Source organism: Pseudarthrobacter sp. CCNWLW217 (assembly GCF_037203985.1).
Taxonomy (GTDB): Bacteria; Actinomycetota; Actinomycetes; order Actinomycetales; family Micrococcaceae; genus Arthrobacter.
Genome location: NZ_JBBCBT010000010.1, coordinates 68,444 through 81,862 on the forward strand (window position 1 = coordinate 68,444; position 13,419 = coordinate 81,862).

The window sequence follows — 13,419 nt, forward strand, 5'->3', positions numbered from 1 at the left end:
TTGGGTGGCTCAGGCGTCGTGGTCGGGCTGGGACTTGGGCACGCGCATGGTGATCAGGGTCCCCTCCCCGGGCGCCGTCTCGATCACGAGGCCGTGGTCATCGCCATAGACCTGCCGGAGGCGGGCATCGACGTTGCGCAGCCCCACGTGTTCGCCGTCGGTGTGGCCGGCAAGCATCGACTGGAGCTGGGCAGGGTCCATGCCCACGCCGTCGTCCTCGATGGTGACCTCCGCGAAAGCGCCGGAATCATTGGCGGTGATGCTGATGTGCCCCGGCCCCTCCTTGGCCTCAAGCCCGTGCCGCACCGCGTTCTCCACGAGCGGCTGCAAGCTCAGGAACGGGATCACGGTGCCCAGCACTTCCGGGGCTATTCGGAGGCTGACCTGAACCCGTTCGCCGAAGCGGGCACGTTCAAGGAGCAGGTACCTGTCGATGCAGCGGAGTTCCTCGGCGAGGGTTGTGAAATCGCCGTGGCGGCGAAAGGAGTACCGGGTGAAGTCCGCGAACTCCACCACCAGTTCGCGGGCCCGCGCCGGGTCGGTATTGATGAACGACGCGATCGCGTTGAGCGAGTTGTAGATAAAGTGCGGGCTGATCTGCGCCCGCAGTGCACGAACCTCCGCTTCCATCAGCAGCGTCCGGGAAGCATCCAGCTCGGCCAGTTCCACCTGGACCGCCACCCAGTCCGCCACTTCACTGGTGGCGCGGACCAGCCCGGCCCCTGCAAGGGGGGCAAAGGCGGCCACCACCCCCACCACCCGTGATCCGGCACGCACCGGCGCGATGACGGCGGCGAGGTTGCCAGCGGCAGGATTCGCAGCCAGGTCACGCGCCTGGAGCACAGTAGTCCGGCCTCCGATCAGGACGTCTGCGGCCAGGTCCATCAAGCGGGGTTTCAGTTCCTCGGCGACACCGTCCCAGGCGAGCACGCCGGCAGTATCGGTGATCGCCAGCGCACTGCAGCCCAGGAGGGTCCGCAACTGCCGGCACGCCTTCGCGGCGCCCGCCGGATTGAGCCCGGTGCGCAGGTGCTGCCCGGCACGGGACGCGGCGTGGAGGGTGTTGTAGGTGGCACGCTCGGCATCGGTGCCGAGTTCACGGAAGGACCGCAGCACTTTAGCTCCCACGCCGACGACGACGGCGATCGCCAAAACAATCACCGCAACTGCTGCGGCGGTCAGGAGAGGGGAGTCCGGCATGGTGCCCAGCGTAGCGGCGGGTGCCGTTTGTCGCAGCATCGCGACCGTTGAGCGAGCGTTCCGCCGCTGCCCCTGTTGTGCCGTGCCGCCACGGCGCAGAGTGATTGCAGTCACATCAGCGGAATGGTGCTGGGGCGCCCGCCGGTGTGAACCAGGCAAGACTCAACGAGGAGGAACGATGGGTAACGATGCCCACACTCCGGACGCAGCGGCGTCCGTGGACTTCGAACAGGTCCAGTCGACGGAGCGGTTCCAGGAACTGCGCAAACGTCACCGCAGCTTTGTATTCCCGATGGCCGTCGCTTTTCTGCTGTGGTACTTCGCGTATGTCCTGCTGGCTGACTACGCCGTCGAGTTTATGTCCACCAAGGTGTGGGGCAACATCAACGTCGGCCTGATCCTAGGCCTGTTGCAGTTTGTCTCCACGTTCGCCATCACTGGCTGGTATGTCAGCTACTCCAACCGGAGGCTGGATCCCATCGCTGCGGAGATCCGCCACGAAATCGAAGGCCATGAGTTTGATAAAGACGGCAACGTCGTGAGCGGAGTAGCCAAATGATCGGGATTGCCACGGCGGTCGACGTCGCCGACCTCAAGGAAACCACGCTGCTCAACATGGGCATCTTCGGCCTGTTTGTGGCCGTGACCATGGTGATCGTGCTGCGGGCCAGCCGGAACAACAAGACCGCGGCCGACTACTACGCTGCGGGCCGGTCGTTCACCGGGTCCCAGAACGGAACGGCCATCGCCGGCGACTACCTGTCGGCCGCCTCGTTCCTGGGGATCACCGGCGCCATTGCCATCAACGGCTACGACGGCTTTATGTACTCGATCGGCTTCCTCGTGGCCTGGCTGGTTGCCCTGCTGCTGGTGGCGGAGCTGCTCCGGAATACCGGGAAGTTCACCATGGCGGACGTCCTTTCCTTCAGGCTCAAGCAGCGTCCGGTCCGGATCGCGGCTGCCATTTCCACCCTGGCCGTCTGCTTCTTCTACCTGCTGGCGCAGATGGCAGGCGCCGGCAGCCTGATCTCCCTGCTGCTCGGTATCAGCGACTGGGGCGGACAGGCCCTGGTGATCATCGTCGTCGGCGCCTTGATGATCATGTATGTACTGATCGGCGGGATGAAGGGCACCACCTGGGTCCAGATCATCAAGGCCATCCTGCTGATCGCCGGCGCGGCCGTGATGACCTTCTGGGTCCTGGCCATCTACGGCTTCAACCTCTCCAGCCTGCTCGGCGCGGCCGTGGAGACCTCCAACAACCCGGCGGTACTGAACCCGGGCCTGCAGTACGGCAAGACCGAGACCTCGAAGCTGGACTTCATGTCCTTGGGCCTGGCCCTGGTCCTGGGCACCGCAGCCCTGCCGCACGTCCTGATGCGCTTCTACACCGTGCCCACGGCCAAGGAAGCCCGCAAGTCCGTGGTTTGGTCCATCTGGCTGATCGGCCTGTTCTATCTGTTCACCCTCGTGCTGGGTTACGGCGCAGCAGCCCTCGTGGGTGCCGAAACCATCAAAACCGCACCGGGTGGCGTGAACTCCGCTGCACCCCTGCTGGCCTTCCACCTGGGCGGACCATTGCTGCTGGGCTTCATCTCGGCGGTGGCGTTCGCCACCATCCTGGCGGTAGTGGCAGGCCTGACCATCACAGCCGCGGCGTCCTTCGCCCACGACATCTACGCGAGCGTCATCTCCAAGGGCAAGGCCGACGCCGACACCGAGGTCAAGGTTGCGCGGCGGACCGTAGTGGTCATCGGTGTCATGGCCATCCTGGGTGGCATCTTCGCCAACGGCCAGAATGTGGCCTTCCTGGTGGCGCTCGCCTTCGCCGTCGCGGCGTCGGCGAACCTCCCGACGATCGTCTACTCGCTGTTCTGGCGCAGGTTCACCACACAGGGCGCAGTGTGGAGCATGTACGGCGGCCTGGGCTCGGCCATCATCCTGATCATCTTCTCCCCGGTGGTTTCCGGGGCCAAGACGTCCATGATTCCCGGCGCCAACTTTGCCTTCTTCCCGCTGAGCAATCCGGGCATTGTGTCCATTCCACTGGCCTTCCTGCTGGGCTGGCTGGGCACGGTCCTGGACAAGAAGCGTGAAGACAGCGCCAAGCAGGCCGAAATGGAAGTCCGCTCGCTCACCGGCGTCGGCGCCGAGAAGGCCGTGGACCACTGACGGCAGCCAACACACATCACCCTTAACGTGAAGAGCCCCGTGCCAGCAGCACGGGGCTCTTCACGTGGGCAGTCCGGTTATGCCTTCGGCCGGAGTTTAATGTTGGTCATTTTCAGCTCGTCAGTGCCTTCGAAACGGTAGGCCAGGTCAACCTGCCGTCCGTCGCAGGTGATCACGCCTGCGATGTCGGCGGCGTTGTTGCCGTTTTCCGAACTGACCTTCAGGTCGTTGTAGGCCGGCTCGCAGGTCTCGTCCATTTCCAGGCTTTCGACGCCGGCGATGAAGTCTTCCTTCGACAGCTGTTCCTGGAGTGCGGGGTCAAGGTAGTCGTCGTAGGCCTGGGAGGAATCACCGGCGATGACCAGCTTAGTGAAGCCGTCCGCGAGTCCACGGGCCTGGTTTGTGGCGCCGCCGAAGACATTGAACAGGACGATGATGCCGACGATGGCCAGCAGCACCACGCCACCGACGATGCCAAGGATGATCCACAGCTTCTTCCGGTCCTTGGCGGGCGGCTGGCCCGGAAGGCCGAAGGGCGTTGGATCCGCGTACTGCCCGGGCGCGCCAAACTGCCCCGGGTACTGCCCGGGGGCGTCAAGCTGCCCGGGCTGCTGCCCGGGCGCGCCAAACTGCCCGCCAAACTGCCCGGGCTGCTGCGCAGGTGGCTGCCGCGGCGGGGCAGCCGGCCGCGCGCCGGCGTCGGCATGACCCGGCTGGTACGGTTCCTGAGGATTGCTCAAGATGGAGCCTTTCCGGCAGTGTGCAGCCTGCACTGGGACTGCCTCGTTGCGGGAGCCGGTGACCGGCACCCCATTCGATTCAACTTCGACCAGCCTATAACCCGGCCTGTCCCGCCCCGGCATCCGCAGGACCGAAAGACGAAGCGAACGCTCGGATCCTAGGCCTCCGCCGGGCCGCGTTCGAGCAGCGGCTGGATGCGGAAGGGAATCAGCTCACCCATAGCCAACGCGGTATCCGTGCGCTCCACTCCGTCGCAGGCCAGGATCTTGCCGTTGATCCTGAACAGGTCCTCGGCGTCCAGGGCCACCACGCGCAACAGGAGGTCAGCGGATCCGGTGAGGCCGTAGCCCTCCAGGATCTCCGGGATGCTGGCCAGGTCATGGGCCAACTGCCCCAGCTTTTGCTGCTGCACGTGGACGGAGATGAAGGCCATTAGCGGATAGCCCAAAGACGCCGGATTGATCCGCCGTTCAAAGGACAGGAAGACGTGCTTCTTCTCCAGTTGGGCCATCCGGGCCTGAACCGTGTTGCGCGACAGGCCCAGCTTCTGGGCAAGGGCCACCACCGTCCGGCGGGGGTCCTTGGCCATGGCCGAAAGCAGCCGGGTGTCGGTGCCATCCAAAGCTTGCATAATGCGCAACGCTAGCACGGTCTCGTGCTCTCAAACAGGGCATTATGCTCAGTTATTTGCGCGGTGGTTGTACCCATTGAGCATTGTGAGTAGGGTCACAATTATCCGGGGCAACGGCGCCCGGGAGGCCGGACGGCGGCAGGACCACGAGTCCCTAAGCCCCGGTCAAACGACGTGAGAAGGTTGCGGGGCGATCGTGTCTACAGACGAAACGGGCCATGGCGGAACAACCCCGGAAGGCCCGGGCAACAGTGCAGGAATCCCTGGATCCGGGCGGTACCTGATCCAGCTGATCAATCCCGCGGGGGAGCGGATCAGTCATCCGGAATTCGATCCATGGGTGCAGGACATCACCGATGAGCGGTTGTGTTCCCTCTACGAGGACATGGCCGTGGTGCGGCGGATCGACGTCGAAGCCACAGCTCTCCAGCGCCAGGGCGAACTGGCCCTGTGGCCGCCGCTGCTGGGGCAGGAAGCCTCGCAGGTCGGCGCGGGCAGGGCACTGCGGGACGACGATTTTGTGTTCTCCAGTTACCGCGAAAACGGTGTCGCCTATTGCCGTGGCGTGGACCTGACGGACATCATCCGGGTATGGCGGGGAAATGCGTCAGCGGGCTGGGATCCGTACACGATCAACATGGCCACACCGCAAATCATCATCGGCGCACAGACGCTTCACGCCACCGGGTACGCCATGGGCATCCAGAACGACGGCGCCGACTCCGTAGCGGTGACATTCTTCGGCGACGGTGCCACGAGTGAAGGCGACGTCAACGAAGCCATGGTGTTCGCCGCCAGCTTCCAGGCGCCCGTGGTCTTCTTCTGCCAGAACAACCACTGGGCCATCTCGGAACCGGTCAGGCTGCAGTCCCACATCCACCTGGCGGACAGGGCCACCGGTTTTGGCATCCCCAGCCTCCGGGTTGACGGCAATGACGTCCTCGCCGTGATGGCAGCCACCCGGGTCGCCCTGGACAGAGCGCGGAATGGTGGCGGACCCACCTTCATCGAAGCCGTCACATACCGCATGGGCCCGCACACGACAGCGGATGACCCTACACGGTATCGGGACCCCAACGAACTGGAGGACTGGGCCGCGAAGGATCCCCTCGACAGGGTCAAGTCGCTTTTGGACCGCAAGGGACTCCTGACCAGTGACCTGCAGCAGCATGTCAAGGACAAGGCCGACGCCGTGGCACGCGAGATGCGTGCCGGCTGCACCAACATGCCCGACCCCGAGCCCCTGGACATCTTCAAGCACGTCTACAGCTCGCCCAACTCCTGGCTTGACCGTCAGCAGGACCACTACTCCCGCTACCTGGCTTCCTTCGGTGATCCCGCCGGAGCCACTTCCCAAGAAGGTGCACGCTGATGACCCAGATGACCTTTGCCCGCGCCATCAACGCAGGCTTGCGCAAATCCCTCGAGAACGATCCCAAAGTCATCCTCATGGGGGAGGACATCGGAACCCTCGGCGGCGTCTTCCGGGTGACGGACGGCCTGCAGAAGGACTTCGGCAAACACCGGGTCGTGGACACGCCGCTCGCCGAATCCGGCATCATGGGCACAGCCGTCGGCCTGGCCTACCGCGGTTACCGGCCAGTGGTGGAGATACAGTTCGACGGCTTCATCTACCCCGCGTTCGACCAGATCGTGAGCCAGGTGGCCAAGCTGCACTACCGCACGCAGGGTGCCGTCAAGATGCCCATCACCGTCCGTGTGCCTTTCGGCGGCGGCATCGGCTCACCCGAGCACCATTCGGAATCACCCGAGGCCTATTTCACCCACACCTCCGGGCTCCGCGTGGTGACGGTGTCCAACCCGCAGGATGCCCACACTGTCATCCAGCAGGCTATTGCCAGCGATGACCCCGTCCTGTATTTCGAACCCAAACGCCGCTACCACGACAAAGGCGAAGTGGACGAGGCCGTTGACCTCTCCACAGCCCTGCCCATGGACCGCGCCCGTGTAGTCACAGAGGGGACTGACGTAACGCTCGTGGCCTACGGGCCGCTGGTTAAGACGGCACGCGATGCCGCCACTGCGGCGTCAGATGAAGGCGTGTCCATCGAAGTCATCGACCTGCGCTCGCTGGCGCCGGTGGACTACGCGACGGTGGAGGCGTCCGTCCGCAAGACCGGGCGGCTGGTGATCACCCATGAGGCGGGCCAGTCCGGCGGACTGGGCGCAGAGGTCGCGGCGAGCATCACCGAGCGGTGCTTCTACCACCTTGAAGCCGCCCCGGTCCGGATCACCGGCTTCGATATTCCGTACCCGTATTCCAAGCTGGAGATGCACCATTTGCCTGGCCTGGACAGGATCCTCGACGGCGTTGACCGGGCCCTGGGCCGGCCGAACTCCCTGAGCGGGCTGGAAGGATGAGCGCCACCATGATCAAGGAATTCAGGCTCCCGGACCTCGGCGAAGGACTGACCGAGTCCGAAATCCTCAGCTGGAAGGTCGGGGTGGGGGACACCGTAGCCCTCAACCAGGTCATTGCCGAGGTGGAAACCGCCAAGGCCGTGGTGGAACTGCCGTCACCTTTCGCCGGCGTCATCAAGGAGCTTCACGAACAGCCAGGCACGATTGTCGAGGTGGGCAAGCCGATCGTCTCCTTCGAAGTACCGGACGACGGCGGCGCGGCGCCATCGGTGGACACATCCACCGGCGCTGCCCCGGAGGCAATTGATGCCGGCAGCGCGGCGGCCGCGGGCAAAAGGGAACCGAACCTCGTGGGGTACGGCGCCGTCGTCGAAAGTTCCGGCCGCCCAGCCCGCCGTCAACGCAACCTGGCGTTGGTCGAGAATCCCGCGGAGCCGCCGGCTGAGCCGGCGGCCGCGGCCGCAGGGTTCCCTGGCCGGCCCCGCGAGGCCAGGGAGCGGGTGGTGACTTCCGAACGCCCCCGCTCCACGCCGCCCGTGCGGAAACTCGCCAAGGACCTTGGCGTCGACCTGGCCGAGGTTGCAGGCACGGGCCCCGGGGGGCTGATTAGCCGCGACGACGTCCGCAACTTCGTGGGAGGCGGGGACCTCCCGGCGGCCGCCCAGCATCTGCAGGCAGTGCCTGATGACCGGCATGGCGAGCCCTCCGGGGCCAGCCAGCCCGAGCGCGAGACACGCACGTCGATCAAGGGGGTCCGGAAGTTCACGGCTGCCGCGATGGTGGCCAGCGCTTTCACCGCCCCGCACGTGACCGAATTCCTGACGGTTGATGTCACCCCCACCATGGACCTGCTCGCAAGGCTGAAGGCCAACCGGGCTTTTGCCGGGTACAAACTCACGCCGCTGACGATCGTGGCCAAGGCTGTCCTCATTGCGCTGCGGCGGAACCCGTCGCTGAACTCCCGCTGGGACGAAGTTGGCCAGGAGATTGTCCAGTTCAATTACGTCAACCTTGGCATCGCGGCAGCTACACCGCGCGGCCTCACGGTGCCGAACATCAAGGATGCGGACACGTTGTCCCTCACCGGGCTGTCCGAGGCACTGACGGCTCTGACTGAGTCGGCCCGGGCCGGAAAGACCACGCCGGCCGAGTTGAGCGGCGGCACTATCTCCATCACCAATATCGGGGTCTTCGGCATTGACGCCGGCACACCGATCCTCAATCCCGGCGAGGCTGCGATCCTGGCCGTGGGGGCTGTCCGGAACATGCCGTGGGAGTACCAAGGGGAGGTGGCCCTGCGCCAGGTCATGACCTTGAGCCTGTCCTTCGACCATCGCGTGGTGGACGGGGAACAGGGCTCCCGGTTCCTTGCCGACGTCGGCGCGATCCTGGCCGAACCCGGCATGGTGCTGGCCATGGTCTAAAGCGGGAGCCGTGCGAATCCCCGCACAAGCGGCCCTGACCCGCTTAACCGTTGCTGGCCCGCACCGGTCAAGCGGGCTGGGGCCGCTCTTGGGGTGCTGTCTGGGAAGTGTCCACGGTCAGGGCAGCCAAGGCCATGCCCTCCAGCAGGGGGCGGGCGGACTTCACGGCGATCTTCCGGCCATGGCTGCGTACCGAGTGCGGGGTGGAGTTGATCAGGCCAAAAGTTGCGTGGGCCCGCATCCGCAGTTCGGCGGCATCGGTGTCAGGATGCAGCCGGGTGAGGACGTCCACCCAAAGCTCAACGTAGTTCCGCTGCAGCGTACGCACCTCGGACTGGTCTTTCTCCGTGAGGTTGCTGAAGTCGCGGTCCTGCACCCGGATCACGTCAGGCTTGCCCAGGGCAAAATCAACCTGGAACGCCACGAGCCGGCGCAGTGCCACGAGTGGATCAGTGGTTTCAGCCACCACCCTGAGTCCGCCGTCCAGGAGTTCCCGGCTGACGGTGAGCAACAAATCGCCCAGGACGGCCTGTTTACCGCGGAAATGGCGGTAGACGGCAGGGCCGCTCACGCCTGCGGCGGCGCCCAGGTCCTCCAGGGACACCCGGTTGAACCCGTTCTTGGCGAACAGCGAGGCAGCAGCGGTCAGCAAGGCCTGGCGTCGCAACTCTTTGGCTTGGCTGCGCTGGGTCACGGGAGCTGCCTGGCTCCTTGTAGCAGTCTGGGCTGCTGGAACTGGCTTAGCTGCAGTACTCCCGTTGATGGCAGAGCCGCTGGTTGCTGGAACGGATGGGGTGGACAGGGCCTGCTGGGTTGGCTGCACCGGCCGGGTAGTGGGCACATTTCCTCCTCGGACCAGCAAATTCTAGCAACGCCTCCATATGTTGGACATCACAGTTAATAAAGACTAACCTAATCTCAGTTACACAGCACTAACCGAGTTGGCCTTTGTGGTCTATGAAGCTGGCTCTTAACAGAACAGGAACGGACCAGTCGATGGAGACTCTCGCCACCCGGCTTGATACCGGAAGCGATGCCTTTGCCGCCAATAACTCGGCGCAGCTTGCGCTCGCCGCCGAACTCCGGTCCAGGCTCGCTGAGGCCGCCCTGGGTGGTCCGGAAAAGTCCCGCGAACGCCATGTGGCCAGGGGGAAGCTCCTCCCGCGCGAACGCATCGACCAACTGCTGGATGACGGCAGTCCGTTCCTGGAGATCGCTCCGCTCGCGGCCAACGGCATGTACAACGATGAGTCGCCCGGCGCCGGGGTCATCGCCGGCATCGGCCTGGTCCATGGCCGGCAGGTCCTGGTGATCTCCAACGACGCCACCGTCAAGGGCGGCACCTACTATCCCATGACGGTCAAGAAGCACCTCCGGGCCCAGGAAATCGCCCTCGAAAACCGGCTGCCCTGCATCTATCTGGTGGACTCCGGCGGGGCCTTCCTGCCGAAACAGGACGAGGTGTTCCCGGACAAGGAGCACTTCGGCAGGATTTTCTACAACCAGGCCCGGCTGTCCGCCGCCAAGATCCCGCAGATAGCGTCCGTCATGGGCTCATGCACCGCCGGCGGCGCCTACGTCCCAGCCATGAGCGACGAAACGGTGATCGTCAGGAACCAGGGCACCATCTTCCTGGGCGGCCCGCCCCTGGTGAAAGCGGCCATCGGTGAAATCGTGACCGCCGAGGAGCTCGGCGGTGGCGATGTCCACTCGAGGATTTCCGGCGTCACCGATCACCTGGCCGAAAATGACGAGCATGCCCTGCAGATCATCCGCGACATCGTGGCCACCCTTCCCAGGCCGGCGGCCCCCGCATGGGACGTGGACACCGCCGTCGAACCCGTTGCGGACCCCGCAGGGCTCTATGGTGCTGTGCCAACTGACGTCAACGCCCAGTATGACGTCCACGAGGTGATAGCGCGGCTGGTTGACGGGAGCCGGTTCCATGAGTTCAAGAAGGAATACGGCGCTACCCTGGTCACCGGCTTCGCGAGGCTGCACGGACACCCGGTGGGAATCGTAGCCAACAACGGCGTGCTGTTCAGCGAGTCCTCGCTCAAGGGCGCACACTTCATCGAGCTGTGCGACCAGCGCGGAATTCCCCTGGTCTTCCTGCAGAACATTTCCGGCTTCATGGTGGGCAAGGACTCCGAGCAGGGCGGCATCGCCAAGAACGGCGCCAAGATGGTCACGACGGTGGCCACGGCGCGCGTGCCCAAGCTGACCGTGGTGATCGGCGGGTCCTTCGGTGCAGGGAACTACTCCATGTGCGGCCGGGCGTACTCACCGCGCTTCCTCTGGATGTGGCCGGCAAGCAGGATTTCCGTCATGGGCGGAAACCAGGCCTCCAGCGTGCTCGCCACCGTGAAACGGGACCAGTACGAGGCCGCCGGGCAGGAATGGTCCGCCGAGGACGAGGAAGCGTTCAAGGCCCCCATCAAGGCACAGTACGAGGACCAGGGCAGCCCTTACTATTCCACCGCCCGCCTCTGGGATGACGGCGTGATCGACCCCGCGGACACCCGCACCGTCCTGGGACTGGCGCTCGACGTCGTCTCCCGTAGCCCGCTGCCGGAGACTTCCTTCGGCCTCTTTCGGATGTGAGCCAGCAATGACCGTCCCTTCCCCACCCACTGCTCCCTCTCAGAGCACCACGTCGGGCCCCCGGAGACCCCTCTTTGGTACCGTGCTCGTTGCCAACCGCGGTGAGATCGCGTGCCGGGTGATCCGCACCCTGCGTGCCTTGGGCATCCGTTCGGTGGCCGTCTACAGCGATGCCGACGCCGGCGCCCGGCATGTGCGCGAAGCGGACCGTGCCGTGCGGATCGGCCCGGCAGCCGCAGCGGAGAGCTACCTGAACATCGAGGCCATCATCCAGGCCTGCCGGGACACCGGCGCCGAGGCGGTCCATCCCGGCTACGGCTTCCTGAGCGAAAATGTGGACTTTGCCCGCGCCCTCGAAGCCGCCGGCATCACCTTTATCGGCCCGGGTGTCGAGTCCCTGAACGTCATGGGCGACAAGATCCGGTCCAAGAATCACGTCGCGGGCTATGGGGTTCCCGTGGTGCCGGGGATTGCCGAGCCTGGCATGACGGACGGCCAACTCATCGAGGCGGCGGCCGCCGTCGGCTTTCCGCTGCTCATCAAACCTTCCGCCGGCGGCGGCGGGAAGGGCATGCACATCGTGGAGGGCTCGGAGGAGCTCGCGGCCACGCTGGCCACGGCCCGCCGTGTTGCCGCGAGCGCCTTTGGCGACGACACCCTTTTCCTGGAGCGGCTGGTCCGCACGCCCCGCCACATCGAGGTCCAGGTCTTGGCCGACCACTATGGCAACGTCATCCATCTGGGGGAGCGCGAGTGCTCCCTTCAGCGCCGCCACCAGAAAGTCATCGAAGAAGCACCGTCGCCACTGCTGGATTCGCTGGACGACGGCGGCGCCACCCGTGTGCGCATTGGTGAGGCCGCCTGCCAGGCAGCCCGCAGCGTCCACTACAGCGGCGCGGGCACTGTGGAATTCCTCGTGTCCGACGAAGCCCCGGACGAGTTCTTCTTTATGGAGATGAACACCCGCCTCCAGGTGGAGCACCCGGTCACCGAAATGGTCACCGGCGTGGACCTCGTCGAATGGCAGGTGCGGATCGCCGCCGGTGAGGAACTGACCGTCCGCCAGGCCGACGTCGAACTCACCGGCCATGCCGTCGAAGCCCGGGTCTACGCGGAAATCCCGGAGCGCAATTTCCTTCCCTCTACGGGAACGGTCCTGCTGCTCGACGAACTTCCAGGGCCAGCCCCGCGGCCAAGCGCCCCTCCCCGCGGCGAAGTGGCTGCAGGCCACGGACGCGTCCGGGTCGATTCCTCCCTGCGCGAGGGGCTTGAACTCTCCTCGAATTACGACCCCATGATGTCCAAGGTCATTGCCTGGGGCCAGGACCGCAGGGCCGCCCTGGACACGCTCGATGAAGCGCTCGCCGGGTACACCGCCCTTGGACTGGATACCAACGTGGAGTACCTTCGGCTGCTGATCAACGACGACGACGTCCGCGCCGGGCGCCTCGACACCGGCCTGATCGAGCGGAAGCTGCCGGGCTTTGCCTTCCGGCGCGTGGAGGATGCCGAATTGGTTGCCGCAGCGCTGTACGCCTCGGCCCACGAGGAACGAAACCACCCTGTCCCGGCCTCCGGTCCGTGGCAGGCCCGCAACGGCTGGCGCCTCGGCGAACCCGCGCCGCGCCGGATCAGCTTGGGAACACCCGACGGCGGCATCGCAACAGTGCAGGTGTCCGGCAGTACCAGCGACGGGCCTGTTCTTGTCAGCGTCAACGGCGGACACCAACAGACGGCGTCGCTGGAATGGCGCTCGCCGAGGGCGGCTGTTCTGTCCCTCGACGGCGAAGACACACACTATTCCATCGCGCCGGTGTTCACCGGTCCCGTCACGCCCACCTGGGACAATCCGACCCCCGCCGTGCCCACGGAACTCTTCCTGGGAAACGGCGGCTGGTCCTGTCGGCTGGAGGTACTCACGCGTGAGTCCAGGCTCGCCCGGGTGCTGGCCGCTATCGAGCGGGAGGAAGGGACGGCAGACCCTGAGGTCCGTTCGCCCATGCCGGGCACGGTGGTTTCGGTGGCCGTCAGCAGCGGCGACGCCGTTGTGGCCGGCCAGGTTCTCCTCGCGGTGGAAGCCATGAAGATGGAACACCAACTGCTGGCGGAGGTGGCGGGCACAGTCCATCTCACCGTCACGCCCGGTCAGCCCGTCAGGGCCGGCCAGGTGCTGGCCACTATCCATGCCAACGCCCACACAGAAGGCCCGGCACAGCCGGGGCACAACATCGAAGACACACTCAACACAGGCGAGGGAGCCTAGCC

The 13,419-nt window shown here is 65.5% G+C and carries 11 protein-coding genes; 7 read left to right on the forward strand and 4 right to left on the reverse strand.

Annotated elements, in window-relative coordinates; translation table 11 throughout:
* Window positions 1-9 precede the first annotated feature (9 nt).
* Window positions 10-1,200 (reverse strand): sensor histidine kinase, encoded by a 1,191-nt coding sequence (locus V9L18_RS12910; protein WP_337347570.1) that lies wholly within the window; start codon window positions 1,198-1,200, stop codon window positions 10-12.
* Between the two features lie 178 nt (window positions 1,201-1,378).
* Here V9L18_RS12910 and V9L18_RS12915 point away from each other — a divergent pair, with 178 nt between their 5' ends.
* Both V9L18_RS12915 and V9L18_RS12920 read left to right on the forward strand, forming a co-directional pair.
* On the forward strand, window positions 1,379-1,759 hold the full coding sequence (locus tag V9L18_RS12915) for a DUF485 domain-containing protein (protein WP_337347571.1): 381 nt from the start codon (window positions 1,379-1,381) through the stop codon (window positions 1,757-1,759).
* A complete protein-coding gene (locus tag V9L18_RS12920; RefSeq protein WP_337347572.1) occupies window positions 1,756-3,372 on the forward strand; it encodes a solute symporter family protein in 1,617 nt (538 codons plus the stop codon). The genes V9L18_RS12915 and V9L18_RS12920 overlap by 4 nt, the downstream gene beginning before the upstream one ends.
* 77 nt (window positions 3,373-3,449) lie before the next feature.
* Here V9L18_RS12920 and V9L18_RS12925 read toward each other — a convergent pair whose 3' ends face one another.
* Window positions 3,450-4,112 carry a hypothetical protein gene (locus tag V9L18_RS12925; protein ID WP_337347573.1) on the reverse strand — a complete coding sequence of 221 codons (663 nt, stop codon included), beginning with the start codon at window positions 4,110-4,112 and terminating at the stop codon, window positions 3,450-3,452.
* 158 nt (window positions 4,113-4,270) lie between these two features.
* On the reverse strand, window positions 4,271-4,744 hold the full coding sequence (locus V9L18_RS12930; RefSeq protein WP_337347574.1) for an Lrp/AsnC family transcriptional regulator: 474 nt from the start codon (window positions 4,742-4,744) through the stop codon (window positions 4,271-4,273).
* A gap of 196 nt (window positions 4,745-4,940) precedes the next feature.
* Here V9L18_RS12930 and pdhA point away from each other — a divergent pair, with 196 nt between their 5' ends.
* The 3 genes from pdhA to V9L18_RS12945 are packed head-to-tail and all read left to right on the forward strand — an operon-like array spanning window position 4,941 to window position 8,550.
* Entirely contained in the window at window positions 4,941-6,116 is a 1,176-nt protein-coding gene (pdhA, locus tag V9L18_RS12935; protein WP_337347575.1) for a pyruvate dehydrogenase (acetyl-transferring) E1 component subunit alpha, read from the forward strand.
* Window positions 6,116-7,126 carry an alpha-ketoacid dehydrogenase subunit beta gene (locus tag V9L18_RS12940; RefSeq protein WP_337347576.1) on the forward strand — a complete coding sequence of 337 codons (1,011 nt, stop codon included), beginning with the start codon at window positions 6,116-6,118 and terminating at the stop codon, window positions 7,124-7,126. The genes pdhA and V9L18_RS12940 overlap by 1 nt, the downstream gene beginning before the upstream one ends.
* A gap of 8 nt (window positions 7,127-7,134) precedes the next feature.
* Window positions 7,135-8,550 carry a dihydrolipoamide acetyltransferase family protein gene (locus V9L18_RS12945; RefSeq protein WP_337347577.1) on the forward strand — a complete coding sequence of 472 codons (1,416 nt, stop codon included), beginning with the start codon at window positions 7,135-7,137 and terminating at the stop codon, window positions 8,548-8,550.
* Between the two features lie 67 nt (window positions 8,551-8,617).
* On the opposite strand, the gene V9L18_RS12950 is transcribed toward V9L18_RS12945, so the two are convergent.
* Window positions 8,618-9,244: an SACE_7040 family transcriptional regulator gene (locus V9L18_RS12950; protein ID WP_337347578.1), complete on the reverse strand. Its 627-nt coding sequence runs from the start codon at window positions 9,242-9,244 to the stop codon at window positions 8,618-8,620.
* A 302-nt stretch (window positions 9,245-9,546) separates the two neighbouring features.
* Here V9L18_RS12950 and V9L18_RS12955 point away from each other — a divergent pair, with 302 nt between their 5' ends.
* Together V9L18_RS12955 and V9L18_RS12960 are read left to right on the forward strand one after the other, a co-directional pair.
* Window positions 9,547-11,154 (forward strand): carboxyl transferase domain-containing protein, encoded by a 1,608-nt coding sequence (locus V9L18_RS12955; protein ID WP_337347579.1) that lies wholly within the window; start codon window positions 9,547-9,549, stop codon window positions 11,152-11,154.
* A gap of 7 nt (window positions 11,155-11,161) precedes the next feature.
* Window positions 11,162-13,417 (forward strand): ATP-binding protein, encoded by a 2,256-nt coding sequence (locus tag V9L18_RS12960; RefSeq protein WP_337347580.1) that lies wholly within the window; start codon window positions 11,162-11,164, stop codon window positions 13,415-13,417.
* Window positions 13,418-13,419 lie beyond the last annotated feature (2 nt).